Origin of the sequence: Finegoldia magna ATCC 29328, assembly GCF_000010185.1 — a bacterium.
Lineage (GTDB): Bacteria > Bacillota > Clostridia > Tissierellales > Peptoniphilaceae > Finegoldia > Finegoldia magna_H.
The window spans coordinates 1,138,846-1,154,765 of sequence record NC_010376.1; the positions used below are offsets into that span (position 1 = coordinate 1,138,846).

The 15,920-nt window shown below is 30.5% G+C and carries 16 protein-coding genes; all 16 read right to left on the reverse strand.

Annotated elements, in window-relative coordinates:
* Nucleotides 1-6: 6 nt before the first annotated feature.
* The 16 genes from FMG_RS05550 to uraA all read right to left on the reverse strand — a co-directional run bounded on the left by FMG_RS05550 (nt 7) and on the right by uraA (nt 15,852).
* Nucleotides 7-738, reverse strand: coding sequence for an aminotransferase class IV (locus FMG_RS05550; protein ID WP_012290796.1), 732 nt, complete (start codon nt 736-738; stop codon nt 7-9).
* Nucleotides 735-2,063, reverse strand: coding sequence for an anthranilate synthase component I family protein (locus FMG_RS05555; RefSeq protein WP_012290797.1), 1,329 nt, complete (start codon nt 2,061-2,063; stop codon nt 735-737). Before FMG_RS05555 ends, FMG_RS05550 begins: the two co-directional genes overlap by 4 nt.
* Nucleotides 2,050-2,643 carry an anthranilate synthase component II gene (locus tag FMG_RS05560; protein WP_012290798.1) on the reverse strand — a complete coding sequence of 198 codons (594 nt, stop codon included), beginning with the start codon at nt 2,641-2,643 and terminating at the stop codon, nt 2,050-2,052. Before FMG_RS05560 ends, FMG_RS05555 begins: the two co-directional genes overlap by 14 nt.
* A gap of 89 nt (nt 2,644-2,732) precedes the next feature.
* Nucleotides 2,733-3,938, reverse strand: a complete 1,206-nt coding sequence (locus tag FMG_RS05565) for an ABC transporter permease (RefSeq protein ID WP_002840336.1) — start codon at nt 3,936-3,938, stop codon at nt 2,733-2,735.
* Nucleotides 3,928-4,611, reverse strand: coding sequence for an ABC transporter ATP-binding protein (locus FMG_RS05570; RefSeq protein WP_012290799.1), 684 nt, complete (start codon nt 4,609-4,611; stop codon nt 3,928-3,930). The genes FMG_RS05565 and FMG_RS05570 overlap by 11 nt, the downstream gene beginning before the upstream one ends.
* Nucleotides 4,612-4,613: 2 nt before the next feature.
* Nucleotides 4,614-5,750 carry an efflux RND transporter periplasmic adaptor subunit gene (locus tag FMG_RS05575; RefSeq protein WP_012290800.1) on the reverse strand — a complete coding sequence of 379 codons (1,137 nt, stop codon included), beginning with the start codon at nt 5,748-5,750 and terminating at the stop codon, nt 4,614-4,616.
* Between the two features lie 47 nt (nt 5,751-5,797).
* A complete protein-coding gene (gene pepD, locus FMG_RS05580) occupies nt 5,798-7,195 on the reverse strand; it encodes a beta-Ala-His dipeptidase (RefSeq protein ID WP_012290801.1) in 1,398 nt (465 codons plus the stop codon).
* Nucleotides 7,195-7,641: a GatB/YqeY domain-containing protein gene (locus tag FMG_RS05585; RefSeq protein ID WP_002837657.1), complete on the reverse strand. Its 447-nt coding sequence runs from the start codon at nt 7,639-7,641 to the stop codon at nt 7,195-7,197. Before FMG_RS05585 ends, pepD begins: the two co-directional genes overlap by 1 nt.
* Before the next feature lie 10 nt (nt 7,642-7,651).
* Nucleotides 7,652-8,281, reverse strand: coding sequence for a phosphatase PAP2 family protein (locus tag FMG_RS05590; RefSeq protein WP_002840267.1), 630 nt, complete (start codon nt 8,279-8,281; stop codon nt 7,652-7,654).
* A 101-nt stretch (nt 8,282-8,382) separates the two neighbouring features.
* Nucleotides 8,383-9,018 carry a phosphatase PAP2 family protein gene (locus tag FMG_RS05595; RefSeq protein WP_012290802.1) on the reverse strand — a complete coding sequence of 212 codons (636 nt, stop codon included), beginning with the start codon at nt 9,016-9,018 and terminating at the stop codon, nt 8,383-8,385.
* Entirely contained in the window at nt 9,015-10,040 is a 1,026-nt protein-coding gene (locus tag FMG_RS05600; RefSeq protein ID WP_012290803.1) for a molybdopterin-binding protein, read from the reverse strand. The genes FMG_RS05595 and FMG_RS05600 overlap by 4 nt, the downstream gene beginning before the upstream one ends.
* 90 nt (nt 10,041-10,130) lie before the next feature.
* Nucleotides 10,131-12,086 (reverse strand): FtsX-like permease family protein, encoded by a 1,956-nt coding sequence (locus FMG_RS05605; RefSeq protein WP_012290804.1) that lies wholly within the window; start codon nt 12,084-12,086, stop codon nt 10,131-10,133.
* Complete coding sequence (locus FMG_RS05610; RefSeq protein WP_002837797.1) at nt 12,076-12,840, reverse strand: ABC transporter ATP-binding protein; 765 nt, start codon at nt 12,838-12,840, stop codon at nt 12,076-12,078. Before FMG_RS05610 ends, FMG_RS05605 begins: the two co-directional genes overlap by 11 nt.
* 92 nt (nt 12,841-12,932) lie before the next feature.
* On the reverse strand, nt 12,933-13,820 hold the full coding sequence (locus tag FMG_RS05615; RefSeq protein WP_012290805.1) for a sensor histidine kinase: 888 nt from the start codon (nt 13,818-13,820) through the stop codon (nt 12,933-12,935).
* Nucleotides 13,813-14,499, reverse strand: coding sequence for a response regulator transcription factor (locus tag FMG_RS05620; RefSeq protein WP_227930510.1), 687 nt, complete (start codon nt 14,497-14,499; stop codon nt 13,813-13,815). The genes FMG_RS05615 and FMG_RS05620 overlap by 8 nt, the downstream gene beginning before the upstream one ends.
* Before the next feature lie 96 nt (nt 14,500-14,595).
* Nucleotides 14,596-15,852: a uracil permease gene (gene uraA, locus FMG_RS05625; protein WP_002837683.1), complete on the reverse strand. Its 1,257-nt coding sequence runs from the start codon at nt 15,850-15,852 to the stop codon at nt 14,596-14,598.
* Between the last annotated feature and the right edge of the window lie 68 nt (nt 15,853-15,920).

Below are 15,920 nucleotides of genomic sequence, written 5' to 3' on the forward strand. Positions count from 1 at the left end.
TCGTAATTAATTTTCTATCCTCAGTTTTTTCGATATTTCACAGAACAGATTATTTTTTGAAAACAATATTTCATCAATTTGTTTAACTAATCTCATTTCCATCAGAGAATTTGTTACAAAACAACAATCCATATCTCGTAATTCGTTTAACTTAATTGACTCTTCAACTATATTATACCTTTTTACTCGTAAAAAATCTATTAATTTCTTGCGAAAAATGCCTGGCAATATTCCATCTTCTACCGGTGGAGTTAATATTGTTTCTTTTTGGATAAAAAACACGTTAGTATAAGTTCCCTCTGTCACATTTCCATCCTTATTTAGAAATATCCCCTCATCAAATCCCTCCTCCAATAATTTTTTGTGCAAATAGTCATTTAGCAAATAATTATTTGTTTTGTGATAAATTAAAGGGTTGTTTTTATCTCGTAATTGATTGAGAACTTTTAATTTCAATCCTTCTTTGTATTTTTCATCGGAATAATCAGTACTTCTTGTAGTAACAAACAAATCATAATCACCATTATCGTCCAAGACCATAATTCTCAAACAATCAGTAGCTAAATTGATGTTTTGCATTTTGTCTTTTATATTTTCTCTTAAATTATCTGCATTAATCCCTAGAAATTTCATAGAATTTTCAAGTCTCTCAATATGATCTTCAAAATAAACAGGATTTGAATCTACTACTTTTATAGTTTCAAAAAGCCCCTTGCCGTATTTTATTCCATCATTCATATCAAAGCCTCGTACACTTTTCTTGATTTTTGAATTGTTTCATCATATTCGCTATTCATTTCAGAATCCCAAGTTATTGCTCCACCACCTGAGAAGTAGCAGCGGTTATTTATTTTTAAAATTGTTCTGATTAAAATGTTGAAATCACAATTTTGGTTGAAAGAAATGTAACCAATGGATCCTGTGTAAATGTTTCTGTTGAATTTTTCAACCTTGTCAATCGCTTCAATTGAAGCAAGCTTCGGAGCTCCCGTGATTGATCCACCTGGAAAAATATTTTTAATTAAACTGAATACATCTTCATCTTCACTTAATTTACCAACAATAGTAGCCACCAAATGATGAACATTTTCGTAAGTTTCCAATGAATAATTGCTAATAGCTTTTATGGTTTCTGCATCACAACTCATTCCCAAATCATTTCTCATCAAATCAACTATCATCAATAACTCTGAAATATCCTTGTCACTATTTAATAATTCATTTCTCAATTTTTCATCTTCGTCTTTATCATCAGATCTTCGAATTGTCCCCTTGATAGGTCTCGCTTGAACGTGTCCATTTTGACAATCGAAAAATCTCTCTGGAGATGAAGATAAAACGCAGTATTCACCAAAATCCATATAAGCCATGAAGTCTGCCTTGTTAACTTCTCGAAGTTTCTTATAAATGTCGAACTTATCCTTGGTCGTGTCTACAATAAACTGTTGAGTTAAGTTAACTTCATACACATCACCATTTTCAATCATAGTTTTGATGTCATCAAAGCTTTTCGCATATTCTTCTTTTTTTATTGTTTTGATAAGCTCAGATGTTTTGTATTGTTTTTCTTCATAATTTGGTTTTACAAATACGGCTTCAACATCTGTAATATCTGTATCTTCCAAGTAATAGATTGTGTATTCTTTTGTATTATTGTCAAATTCAATTATTTTAAAATAAATTCCAAAATAAGCATCGTACACATCAGTGTTTTTCTCAGAATTTAAAACGACATTACAATTGGAACTCGTAAAATCATAAGACAAGAGTCCAACTGCTCCACCGATAAATTGATTATCATCTTCTTGCAAATAATCATCCATTATTAATTTAAGTTGATTAAGTGGATTATCGCTAATATTTTTATTTACAAGTCCACTGATTTCAACATTGTTATCCTTCGATTTCAAAACAATTTCTGGATTGAAACCTATGTATGATTTGTTACCTTGATTATAGCTTCCCTTCGCACTATCTAATAAAAAAGGCAAGTTTTTATCTTTGATGTTGTATAGAATATCTAGAATTGTTACATCTGATTTAACTTTCTTAGAACGAATCATTTCTTACCTCCTTTAAGAAGTTTTCAATCATTTTTAGTCCGTAATCAGTTCCCACACTTTCTGGATGAAATTGAACAGTTTCTATCTTGTTTTTAGAATCTCTAAATCCCATAATTATTCCATCAAACGTTTTCGATGTTATAATCATATCTCCATATTTTTCATTTTCAAATTTACTATCATCAACGATTAGCGAATGATATCTCATTACTTTTACTGGATTTGTAATATTTGAAAATATTCCCTTACCGTCATGATTAATCTCTGTCATTTTACCATGCATTGGTCGTGGCCCTTTTATAATGTCAAGTCCCATTGAATAAGCCAATGCTTGATGGCCCAAACAAATACCAAGAATTGGATATTTCCCTTTTAATTTTTCAAATATTTCAAGAGAAATTTTGGATTCTTTCGGCGTTTTTGGCCCTGGTGAAATCACTATGATTTCTGGATTTAATTGTTTTATCTCTTCCAAATTTATCTCGTCATTCTTTTTCACAATAACTTCTTCTTTTAATATTCTCAAATAAGAAACAATGTTATATGTGAACGAATCGTAATTATCTATCATTAGTATCATATTATCACCCAATAAAAATATATAAGATTTTATACTAAAAATCAAATAAAAAAATGAGTCTATTAAATAATAAACTCATTTTCAAAATCTTAAATAATATCTATTACATTTTTGTTTGCTGCTGTATTTGCTGGAGAATAAGTAAATACGATTCCTATTCCCAAAGAAATACCTAAAGATATTAGAACTGGCATTAATTCTAGTTTAATTGGGAATGGCAAGAATTTTGATGCAATAAATGCAGCAATCATTCCAATGATGTATCCAATTATTCCGCCAATTACAGTAACAATAATTCCTTCTAGCATAAATTGATACAAGATTTCTTTTTTCTTTGCGCCTATCGCCCTTCTAATCCCTATTTCTTTGATTCTTTCTGCAACCGAAATGTACATCATATTCATCATTCCAATTCCAGCGATTAAAAGAGAAATGGCAGCTATTAAAGATATAAAAATAGTGATTGAACCCAATACACTGCTGATACCTTCAATTTGTTTTGCAATATCTACGAAACTATATGATCCTGCCGCTTTCATAGGTCCATTTTTCTCGAGATATTCTTTAATTTCTTTTGCTTTATCTTGAACTTTGGTACCATTTTTTAAAACAACATTAATCATTGAGATTGAATTGTTGTCTTTCGGTTGACGTGATTGAAGTGTACCTTTTGGCAAATCTACATCATTTCCGATACTGAATAAACTTGTCGCAGCATTATTCTCTTTTACTCCAACAATAACAAAATAATCATTTTTTACAAGAACTGTCTTGTTGATTGGATCTTCATTTTCGAATATTTCGTCGGCTATTTTTTGAGAAATGACTGCAACTTTTTGGTTATTTTCTCCGTCTAATTTCGTAATAGCTCTTCCATTTACAATTTTGCTTTCAGTTTCTTCGACAGGTTTTGCGAACGCGCTTTCCATTTTGCCATCATTTTTTCGTATAGAAACATTTAGCAAATCATTTTGAAATTGATCTGGATCAGATTCAACTTTTACGACATCTGTCATTTGTGAAATATCTCTAATATTTTTCTCGGTGAATACTGATGTATTGCTTCCAACAGAATTTGTTGGATTATCAGGTTGGAAATAAAAGGCAACGCTAAGTTCCTTATCTTCTCCACCCATTAAGCTATCAACAACGTAGTCTTGGAAACCTCTACCGATTGCAATAATAGTTATTACTGCTGCAATCCCAATAATAATTCCCAGCATAGTCAACAATGAACGTTTTTTGTTTTTGATGATATCTTTGAAGGCAGTATTAAATAAAACATTAAACTTCATAACTATCCCTCTCTTGTAAAACACCATCTAACATAAAATATTTTCTGTTGCAATTATGTGTAATATTTTTATCGTGCGTAACCATTATTATTGTGATTTTCAGTTTTTTATTCAGTTCATCGAATAGCGTCATTATCTCCTTGCTAGTTTCTGAATCAAGCGCGCCTGTTGGCTCGTCGGCTATGATAAATTTTGGATTGTGAACGATAGCACGAGCAATCGCAGCTCTTTGTTGCTGACCTCCTGAAAGTTGTTTTGGCTTTTTGTCTGCTTGATTTTTAATCCCGACCAAATCCAAAGCTTTCAATGCTTTTTCTCTGGCGTATTTGTAAGATTTCCCTTGATACAAAAGAGGTAATTCTACATTTTCAGCTATTGTGTAGTTTTGAATAAGTTGAAATTGTTGGAAAATAAATCCTACAGATTTGTTGCGAAGATCGGACAATTTATTATCTGAAAATTTGCTAATCTCCACATTTTCAAACCTATATATTCCTGTAAAATTCTTATCCAAAAACCCAAGAATATTAATTAATGTGGACTTCCCAGATCCAGACTCTCCCATTATTGCAACAAAATCCCCGCTATTAATATCCAAACTAACATTTTTAAGAACATGAAGTTGGTTCTCTCCTGAATTATAAAACTTGTTAATTTTTATTAAATCTATCATGACTAATCTTCAACCTTTATTTCTTGATTATCTTTCAAATCTTTTACTTTAGAAATAATTTTGTCACCAGATTTTAATCCAGAAATCACTGTGTATGAATTTGCATTTTTTTCTAGCTGAACTTGTTTTTTTACAGCTTTTGAATCTTTGTATTCAAATACATAGTACTTTGAGTCTTCTTCTTTTACCATGTCTTTTGCAATTTCAATTTTATCGGATTTTTTTCTAACTTGAACATTAAATCCAACATGAATAGGCTTTTGTGTTTTTATTTTGAATACGAAATTCGAAGAATTACTTCCAGATTGTTCCGTCATGTTTTGCATTTGATTGGATCCAAATGATCCAGCTTGACTTTCTGGAGTATTAGAAATCTCTACTACTGTTCCTTTCGTTTTTTCATCACCATTAATAGGAATTACTTCCACATTGTCATTTTCTTTTAATTTGTTGTAGTCGTACTCTGAAATATTTCCCTCAATAATATTTTCATCACTAGTTACTTCAATCAAAGCTCCTTGACTCATTGGATTCTCGATGTTTTTGTCATTTACTTTGCATGTTCCATCAATTGTAGCTTTTATTGCTTTTCTGGCACTTTCTTTTAAATCATCAAGTTGTTTCTTTTGTAATTCTACTTGATCAAGAGCTTGCTTGTAAGCTCTATTTGATTGATTAAGCGAAGGCTCCATTTGATCAATTTGCATTTCCAATTCAGGTGAAAAAGATTCGTTATATTTTTCTACCAATTTATTGTAGGATTTGTATGCATTATTTCTATCTTCTAGAGCATAACCTGCTTGACTTTTAGCTTGTTCCAATTGCATTTGCATTTGATCAATTTGTTTTTCAACTTCCTTGTTTACAAAAGTAATCAATAAATCTCCCTTTTTCACAGATTGACCATTTTTCACATGAACTTTTTCAACCTCACCATAAGCTTGATTGTTGTAAACTTGTTGTACATCTCCAGTTTTTGATATTGCACTAAATATCAAATCACTTTCTTGTGATACTGTATACAATTTGTACTTAGTTTCATTTTTCTGATTAGCATTTACTAATTTGAAAATCAATCCGCCAACACAGGCTAAGGCAATTATAGCTAAAATAATTGCAAATCTTTTATTATTTTTCATACGACCTCCTAATTGTATCTCTGTAATACTATTATAATACAGCAGCACTAATTAGTCAACATATTCAAAATTTCGTTGTAGAATTTTATAAATCTATCTAAAGACTCAACATCTAATCTTTCTTTTGTTGTGTGTACATCGTACATTGTAGGTCCTATTGATATGCAATCAATGTTTTTATATTTTTCTGCAAATACGCCACATTCAAGTCCAGCGTGGATAACTTTTACATAAATTTCTCTATCATTTATTTTTTGGAAAGCTTTCTTTGCTACTTCCATCAATTCGGATTTTTCATTGAATTCCCAAGTCGGATAATAATTGTAGTCGAATGCAGTTGCATCGTGTTTTTTTGCTTTTAAAATTATATCTTCCCTTAGCTCTAATAATTTGTCATGGGTTGAAGATCTACTAGATATTATGATTTCAAATTTATCATCCAGTGAATTTACAATCGCCAAGTTACATGATGTTTCTACAGTTTCATCAAGACCTTCGATGTAAGAAATAGCACCAGAATTTAATTCTATAATTAAATCCGTAAGATTTTCTGTTGTTTTTTTATCCAGACATTTTTGTTCATCTACTTGTTCAAATACAAGTTTCAAATCCTTATCAAAATCTTCCAAATCAATCTTAGATATAAATTCTTCTGATTTCTTGTTAAGTGAGTCAATGGATTCATCAGTAGATATAACTATTTCTGCATTTGTTGGAATGGCATTGTCTTTTGTACCACCGTAAAAATCGCAGATATAATAATCATCCAGTGTTTTTAAGAATTCAAAAACAACCTTGATTGCATTTTGGTGGTTCTTATCAATTTCCATTCCAGAGTGTCCACCTTTAAGTCCTTTTACAGAAATTTTGTAAAAATTGGACAAGCTTTCTGAACCGTAATTTTTTTCAACTTCAACGTTGACATTTTCTCCACCACTGCTGCCTACAATCAATTCATTTTCATCTTCTGAATCTATGTTTATGAAATATTTCCCAGACAAATCAAAATCAAAATTCATCGCACCACTCATATCAACTTCTTCACTAGTAGTCACCACAGCTTCTATTTGAGGAAGTTTTTGATTAGATGTCAAAGTAGCCATAGCAATTGCAAGGCCAATTCCATTGTCTGCTCCAAGACTTGTCTTGTCAGCAAACATGAATCCATCTTCTTCTATGATTTTAATTCCATTGTCAAAATCATATTCTTCATCGGAAACGCACACCATATCCATGTGTGCTTGAAGGATTATTCCAGGACTTTCTTCCAAGCTTTTGTCAGCTTTTCTTTTAATGTAGATATTATTTGATTTATCCCTCTTGCACTCTAAATCATTATCGTGAGCAAATTTTTCCAAATAATCTGCTATTTTTTCTTCATGCTTTGAACATCTATTTATTTTAGAAAAATCCCTAAAATAATCTAATACAGTATTCTTATCCACTACGCACCTATAATTTCTTGAACTATTTTGTTAACAGTCTTACCATCAGTGTATTTGCCGTATTCTGCCATCATATATTTCATAATTTGACCAATTGACTTGTTAGATTTTTCAAGTGAATTTTCTTCCATGAATTTTTCTATGATTTCTTTTAGTTTTTCTTCAGAAATTTGTTCTGGTAGATAAGATTTGATAATTTCAATCTTTTGTTTTGTTTCTTCTATAGTTTCTACTCTGTCTTTTGGTGTTTGTTCCAAAGCATCCACAGTTTCTTTAAGCTCTTTCTTAACAAATGCTATTTGTTCATCATCTGTTAAATCTCTTTTCTTTTCTTTTTGTTCCAATAAAATATTGCTCATCATCAAAGAAATAACTCCAGATTTTAACTTGTCCTTGTTCTTCATTGCCAACATTTTATCTTTTCTTAATTTTTCAATTGTACTCATAATTTCACTCCTAACCAAAAATAAATGTAAAATAATAATTCATTCTAAACATATATATAGACCAATATGCACATATTAGCCCTATCAAACTTCCTATCACGACATCCGTAAACCAATGCACTCCAAGAATAATTCTGGAAACCGCAATCATAAATGCGAACACAATCGCTATAAGCATCGTCACGAAGAAAAACTTGTATCCGTAACTTAGTACATACGCAATCGTCAAATAAAAGCTCATACTAACACATGAATGACCGCTAGGAAAAGAATACCCAAAATAATTTATTCCTTTATTTACTTTCGGTCTTTTTCTTCTAAACACAAATTTTAATGTGTGAACTGCAATAACACTAAGCATAACGCTCATGATTATTGATGATGCTGATACATAATTGTGCTGACTCACAGTAAAAAACACAATAGGTATACTTATAATCATAAGTGTTTCAACGTTACCAAATTTTGTGATTTTTGCCATCATCGCAATAAGAGAATTTTGTCCCATTTTTGTAAAATGATCCTTTAATTTTCTATCCAAGTTTGTTTCAGTATCTTTTAATACAACAAACCCTAGAAAAAAAGTAATCAATAATAGAACAATACTACAAATTATTACAAACCAATCGTATTTATTCATTTTTAATCCTTCCTTTTATACTTCATCTTAAATTTTATACCAACCAAGTTCAAATGTATAGTAGGAAAACTTCCAATAAAAAATGAACCATAAAAATAAATTTATAGTTCATCAAGAATTTTATTTGATTTTATTATATATTTTTCTGCCACAAATACCGTAGCCAAATAACTTACATATCCAACTAGCATTCCAAAAAAAACATCTGTTGGCCAATGCACTCCTACAACAAGCCTACTAAAAGCAATTACAAATGGAATTATTCTCAGATAGATGAATTTGTAATTTTTTAAGCTGCATAACAAATAACTCAAAGTGAAATAAAAGCTTGTACTCACCAAACTATGTCCACTGACATAACTATAACCGCCTTGTTCTATTTTGAAGAAATCTAGAGGTCTTACTCTGAGAAAACTATATTTGTAAACATTCATAGCCACAAGCCCAATCAGACAAGATATAAGTGTAATAGTAAAAAAAGAATTCTTGCCAATACGTTTTGAATAATATAAGCTAATCGCCAATATTAAAAAATACGTACTGAAATTTCCAAGTATTGTGAATGCTTTGAAAATATAAAAAGTGAAATTACTCGTAAGATTTTGTGCAAAATTCATTATTTTCGGTTCAAAAGATAGACCTGATTGTTTTCTAATTACCATTCCAAAAATTAATGAAGCCACAAGTATTACCGCTGACAAATATATTTTTTTCTTATTTATTACCTTTCCAATCATAACCCTTTACCATACTCACAATTTGGGAAGTGACAGTCTGAACATTGCATGCAAAATCCACCATAACCCAAACTATTAATCATATCTTTCGTAACTTTAATATTTGCAAAAATATAAGGCAAAATAATGTCGAAAACTGTAGATTTGTTGAACATGACACATCCTGGAAGTCCCATAATTGCAGTGTCGTTTTTATAAGCCAACATAAACATAGCCCCTGGTAGTACAGGAGAACCATAAGTTATCACTTCTGCCTTGGAATCTTTTATCGCTTTTGGTGTCATATCATCTGGATCGACACTCATTCCACCAGAAACCAAAATGATATCTGATTTGTTTTCTAGTGCCTTATTGATTTCTCGTGTAATATTTTCGCTATTATCATCGACAATTACATGATTTATTACTTCACAATTGTAATTTCTCATTTTTTCTTTTAACACAGGCCCAAATTGATCTTTGATAAGACCTTTGTACACTTCAGATCCCGTTGTAATGATGGAGCATTTTTTTGTCGTATCAAATGGAATGATTTCTAAAATAGGAACACCATTCATTATTTTCTTCGCTTCATCCATTACTTTTTCTTTTGTGAAAAGCGGGATAATTCTCATTCCAGCAATTTTTTGTCCTTTTCTTACTGGTTGATTACCCAGAACGGTTGCAATGGATATGTCATCAATTGAATTCAACCTAAATAATCTATCTCTGTCGACTTTCAAAAATCCATCCACATCGGAAATTATTTCAATCTTACCTTCTTTTATATCAGATGAGTGCATGTGTTCGTTGATGCAGATATCTTTCAATATAATTGCACAATCATTTTCGTGCAAATCATCATCTTCTAATTCCATAACGTAAATATGTTCTTTGCCCATGCTCAACAAAACAGGAATATCTTCTTCTGTAATAACGTGACCTTTCTTAAAAGCTCTTTCCTTAACCACGTCTTTTACAATTCTAGTCATATCATGCGGTAAAATGTGACCTACCGCATCTTCAGTTCTAACTACTTTCATTTAAAAACCCCTCTTAATTGATATTCCTATTTTATCACGAAATCTTTATTTTTTAAAACACACAACGAAAAAACTGGAGTTTCCTCCAGTTTATTCTTCTTCGCTAACCAAATCATAATATACGTTGCTTGTTATTTTAAATATTATAAAATACACTACAATTATTATAGCTACTGATATTGCAAATGGAATTGCAAATTCAGATATACTTCTTACCCCGAACATTCCCGATAATTGATACAACATTTTTGATGCAACTGCAGAATGAATTACTGCCACAAAAAGTGGTAAGAAGAACATCCAATAAATTTGTTGCGATGATGTCTTTTTTATCATTTTATTTGATAGTCCGACTTTTTTCATCGTTTGAATGTTTTTCCTATCTTCAATCCCTTCTGATAAATGCTTGTAATACGCAATGATTGAAGTTCCAATTAATAAAACAAAACTTATGATGAAACCAATGTACAAGAATGCTCCAAACATAGTGTACACAGCGGACTTTGTTTCTTGTCTAGATACAAATTGAAGAGAACTGTCCTTGGAGATAAATTCTTTTCCATCTAGTTTTTTGTCTGAATCTAAAAAGTAAGATACATCTACTTCTAAAGGTTTACTTGCCACTTCATTATCCGTAGGCATTCTGAAATCATCGCAAAATCTTATCAAATCCTCATAGTTTTTTACAACGACGTAGAACATATCCGCAGCAATATTTCTTCCTTCGATCTCGTTGATTTTTTTGAATTTGTAATCAGCACTTCCCAAAGTTATCTTATCAGATGTTATATACTTCATGTAATTTGAATTCAATAAAATTTCTCCGTCGTTCAATGAATAATTTTTTGAAAACTTATTGTTAAAAGAATCCAAAGTTTGAATCATAATATAGACAGGCTTGGTATTATTCTTTCCAATTTTAGAAAATTTATTGCCATCAAGGTTTGCAAACATCATTGTACTAACTTGATAATAATCATTTTTAGGATTTGTTTTTTCTGTAATCATATTTTTCAATCTAGTTTTTTCTTTTTCGATGTTTTTAGAAAAATCCTTGTCTGGTGTAATCAATCCTGTCAATTTGTAATCTCTGTTTGTTGTTGAGTTTACAACTTTTTCTGCACTATTGTAGATTGCCATTGTAGTCGACAATGATACTACAACTCCTGTGCACAAAATTGCAATACTAGCTAATCCCACCGCATTTGATTTCATTCTGTAAAGCATTCCAGAAACTGTAATAAAATTTTTCGATTTGTAGAAGAAATTCTTATTTTTCTTCATCATTTTTAGTACAAAAATAGTTACTGCAACAAATCCACAGTACGTTCCAAACAATACAAGTAAACTTGCCACGAAAAACATCAACAAGCTTTCCAAGCTTCCTTCGATTGTCAACGCAATATAATAGCCAATTGCAGTTAGAATTATAGCTAAAACGAAAAATACTACTTTGACTTTTGGCTCTGATTCCGATTTTTGTCCTTTTGCAAATAAATCTCTAGTTGTAGCAGATTTTATATTCACGATATCAAAAATATAAGTCAACACACTCATACCGAAGTTAAATATCAACGTTAATATAACCGCTAGTATCGAAACCCCAAACTGCATTATACTGAAATTTTCTTGCATCAATTTTCCAACTGCCAAGAACAATACTTTTCCCAATGTGATTCCAAAAACAATTGTTAATGTTGAAATAAGCACAAAAAATATCGACTTCTCTTTTAATAAAATTCTATTTATGTGCTTGTTCTCCAATCCGAAAACACGATACAATCCAAATTCTTTGAACCTTCTTTTTATCAAAAATCTATTAGCATACATAATAATAGCGAATGTAAATATCGATATTATAATTGATCCGAAAACTATTATTGCTCCAAATTCATCTTTTTGCATAACGTATTTATTATCTAATAAAGATATCATTATGAACAAAATCGCCACCATAATACTCGTTGACAAAATATATGGAATATTTACGATTTTGTTGGCTTTTAAGTTTTTGAGAGCAAATTTCGTAGATAATTTAGAATTCATTATCTACACCTCGATTATTAATAACAGTCAATGACTCATTAATTCTCTCCATAAATTCTTTGTTGTCACTGTTTCCCTTGTAAATTTCATGGAACACAACGCCGTCTTTTATAAATATTACTCTGTTAGAAAATGAAGCTGCTTTCACAGAGTGAGTTACCATCAATATAGTTTGTCCTAATTTATTGATTTTTGTGAATAAATCAAGTATCATATCTGATGATTTTGAATCCAATGCCCCTGTAGGCTCATCTGCCAATATCAAATCTGGTTTTGTAATCAAAGCTCTTGCAATCGCAATTCTTTGCCTTTGTCCACCACTAACCTCATAAGGATATTTGTTGACAAATGATTCAATTCCCAATAATCCTTGGATTTCAGACAATCTTTGCTCCATTTCTTTTGGCTTATAATCTGAAAGTACCATTGGCAAAAATATATTGTCTTTGTTTGAGAAAATATCTAATAAATTGAAATCTTGAAATACAAATCCAAGTTTTTCTCTTCTAAACTTTGCAACTTCCGATTCTTTTAAAGTGGATATATCTTTGCCATTTATCACAACCTTGCCATTAGTTTGCTTGTCTAATGTTGATATTACATTCAGTAAAGTTGTTTTACCTGAACCTGATTCTCCCATTATTGCTATAAATTCATTCTTTTCTACAGAAAAATTCACATCTTTTAATGCTACTGTTTCTACATTTTTTGTTTTGTATACTTTTCTTATGTTTTTTAATTCTAAAATATTCATAACACCCTCCATAACTATATGTTAAATGAATTTAGAAAAAGTAGCATTTATCTAAACTAACAAAAATCATTCAATCTTACAAAATCGTAAGATTAGTTATTCACAATTATATAAAATTTACTACCTTGACCTACAGTAGAATCGACTTTCAAAGTTATTTCCAGTTTATCTGCGATAGATTTTGCCAAATACAAACCCAACCCACTCGATTTTTGTTTTAATCTTCCATTAAATCCCGAATATCCTTTATCAAAAATCCTATTGATATCTTCCTCTGGAATCCCTATTCCGTAATCTTCTATTAAAATCACTATAGAATTGTCTTTCTTAAAAGAATCTACAATGATCTGTGAATTTTCGGAGTATTTAATCGCATTGGAGAGAATTTGTTCCAACAAAACACTTAGCCATTTGCTATCTGTAATGCATTTTAATCCGTTTTTTCTAAAATCCAATCGTATATGTGAGTTAATAAACAGAAGTGAGTATTTTTTTATCAACATATTGAGTAGATTATCAACATCTACAACACTTATATCCATGTCTTTTTCGTGCAAATTAAGCTTCAAATAATTTATAGCCATATTCGTGTAGTTGTCGATTGATTTAAGTTGCATTTTCATTTCTTTATTATCTTCTGTCAGAATTTCCAAGCAAGTTATTGGTGTTTTGATCTGATGTACCCACATAGAAAAATATTCTTGGATATCTTTTTGCCATGAAATGTAGTCATTTCTCATACTTTCAATTTGCTTTTCTAATTCTTCAATTTTCTCTTCATTTGACAATTCCTTTTGAAAATCAAAGTATTTAATTACCAAATAAATAAAAAATACAATCAAACATATTTCAAATCCTTGGATAAACACTCTTATATCCACATTGTTCAAATAACAGACTATAAAATAGATAGCATGTATTGATATAAAAAACAAAATCGAATTGAGATTTTTCTTCAAAAAGTATAATAATTTATTCATTTTGATTACTTCCGTCATTTAAATAGTAGCCTGAATATTTCTTCGTCAACAAGAAGTTATCCAAGCCAAGTTTATTTAATTTTTTTCTGATTCTGTTGATATTCACGGCTAATGTATTATCATCAATGAAAAAATCATTTTGCCAACACTGATCCATCAATTTTTCTCTAGTTACTATTTCACCTTTAGCTTCGAATAACGATTTTAAAATTAGCATTTCTGTCTTGGTAAGATTAGTATCCTTGTCTTTATATTCCAGCCTAAATTCGTTAATAAAGAGCACAGCATCATTAAAATCTAAGGCACTTTTGATTGTATTATTTCCGTAATATCTCTTCATTATGGCATTAATTTTCACCATTAGTACATCAAAATTAAATGGTTTGGTGATATAATCATCTGCTCCCATCTGCATTCCCATTATGATATCCAAATCTTCTGATTTTGAGGATATAAAAATTATTGGAATGTCAGTTGTATTTCGTATTTTTTCGCACCAAAAATATCCATTAAAGCTAGGAAGAATAATGTCCATCAAAATTATATCTGGCTTTATTTTCTTGACATCCTCCATAATATCTATTCCAGAATTTGTGAACACCTCGTATTCCCAATTTTCTAAATATTCTTTAAGCGAATTTAAAATTATTTTATCGTCTTCAATAATTAAAACCTTCATACTAAAATTATACATAAACTAAAGTGAAAATGATACTTATGCTATTGTCGCAATAAAAAAATTAGTGAACTAATAAAAGTTCACTAATTATATTTACTAATCGTTCATTATTCCCATTCTATCAAATACATAGAATAATAAGCTTAACACTACTGCAACAACTGATGCGAGAACCATTCCTGATAATGATACTCCCAAGAAGTTTATTTTCAATCCTGAAAGTCCAGTTACAAATATTACAGAAGTTAATATTAAGTTTTTGGATTGTGAGTAATCTACTTTTTGGTCTACTAATAATCTGATACCACTTGTTCCAATCATTCCGTAAAGTAAGAATGTTACTCCACCAATTACATTACCTGGTATCGATGATATTAATGCTGATAATGGTCCAATGAATGCCATTAAAATTGATATACAAGCTGCTCCTGCAATTACATATACCGAATAAACTTTAGTAATTGCCATTACGCCGATATTTTCACCGTAAGTTGTAGTTGGAACTCCTCCGATAAAACCAGATAATGCAGTTGAAAAGTTATCTGCAAAAATCGATCTATGAAGACCAGGTTCTTTTAATAAATCTCTTCCTATGATATTACTTGTAACTACTTGGTGTGATATATGTTCACTAGTTATTACCAAAATTACAGGCAACATTGTGATTATTGATTTTAGGTCAAATATTGGAAGTTGAAATTTAGGTAATGTAAATAGTGATGCTTGCATAACCGGTGTAAAATCAACCATCTTTAAAGCAACACTTACAATATATCCTGTTATAATTGCGATTAAAATTGGTATTGTAGCTAAGAATTTTTTAAACAAAACTGAACCTAAAATTGCTACTGACAATGTAACCAAGAAAACTATAAGGTCATTTGTAGTTCTTGTATCTGTCATAATATTTGCACCGATTTTACCGCCAGAAACAGTAGCTTGTGCGAGTTCAAATCCTATCAAACTTACAACACTCCCCATAGCTGCAGGTGGCAAAACAACATCAATCCAATCCGTTCCGAATTTATAAATTATGTATGCCAGAATACATCCAATAAGTCCTATTGCAACGAAGGCTCCTTGTGCATAACGAAATCCCGATTGCCCAATAATTATTGTTGCGGGTCCCAAGAAAGCGAAACTACTTCCCAAATAAGCAGGTGCTTTTCTTTTTGTAATCAAAATAAATAACAGTGTCCCGATACCGTTCATTAGTAAAACAATACTAGGATTGATCCCCAAAACTATAGGTACTAATACACTTGCACCGAACATTGCAAAAGTATGTTGAATACTTAGAGGTATTAGCATCTTTGGAGATACTTTTTCGTCTACTCCAATAATTCTTTTCATAAATCCTCCTTGATTTTTTATCTTTTATATTCTACATTGAAGTCAAATATATTTCAAGTAGTTTGACT

Coding starts and splice junctions, on each gene's coding strand:
- FMG_RS05550 (WP_012290796.1), bottom strand. CDS start 738: ATGAATGATGGAATAAAATACGGCAAGGGGCTTTTTGAAACTATAAAA.
- FMG_RS05555 (WP_012290797.1), bottom strand. CDS start 2,063: ATGATTCGTTCTAAGAAAGTTAAATCAGATGTAACAATTCTAGATATT.
- FMG_RS05560 (WP_012290798.1), bottom strand. CDS start 2,643: ATGATACTAATGATAGATAATTACGATTCGTTCACATATAACATTGTT.
- FMG_RS05565 (WP_002840336.1), bottom strand. CDS start 3,938: ATGAAGTTTAATGTTTTATTTAATACTGCCTTCAAAGATATCATCAAA.
- FMG_RS05570 (WP_012290799.1), bottom strand. CDS start 4,611: ATGATAGATTTAATAAAAATTAACAAGTTTTATAATTCAGGAGAGAAC.
- FMG_RS05575 (WP_012290800.1), bottom strand. CDS start 5,750: ATGAAAAATAATAAAAGATTTGCAATTATTTTAGCTATAATTGCCTTA.
- FMG_RS05585 (WP_002837657.1), bottom strand. CDS start 7,641: ATGAGTACAATTGAAAAATTAAGAAAAGATAAAATGTTGGCAATGAAG.
- FMG_RS05590 (WP_002840267.1), bottom strand. CDS start 8,281: ATGAATAAATACGATTGGTTTGTAATAATTTGTAGTATTGTTCTATTA.
- FMG_RS05595 (WP_012290802.1), bottom strand. CDS start 9,018: ATGATTGGAAAGGTAATAAATAAGAAAAAAATATATTTGTCAGCGGTA.
- FMG_RS05600 (WP_012290803.1), bottom strand. CDS start 10,040: ATGAAAGTAGTTAGAACTGAAGATGCGGTAGGTCACATTTTACCGCAT.
- FMG_RS05605 (WP_012290804.1), bottom strand. CDS start 12,086: ATGAATTCTAAATTATCTACGAAATTTGCTCTCAAAAACTTAAAAGCC.
- FMG_RS05610 (WP_002837797.1), bottom strand. CDS start 12,840: ATGAATATTTTAGAATTAAAAAACATAAGAAAAGTATACAAAACAAAA.
- FMG_RS05615 (WP_012290805.1), bottom strand. CDS start 13,820: ATGAATAAATTATTATACTTTTTGAAGAAAAATCTCAATTCGATTTTG.
- FMG_RS05620 (WP_227930510.1), bottom strand. CDS start 14,499: ATGAAGGTTTTAATTATTGAAGACGATAAAATAATTTTAAATTCGCTT.
- uraA (WP_002837683.1), bottom strand. CDS start 15,852: ATGAAAAGAATTATTGGAGTAGACGAAAAAGTATCTCCAAAGATGCTA.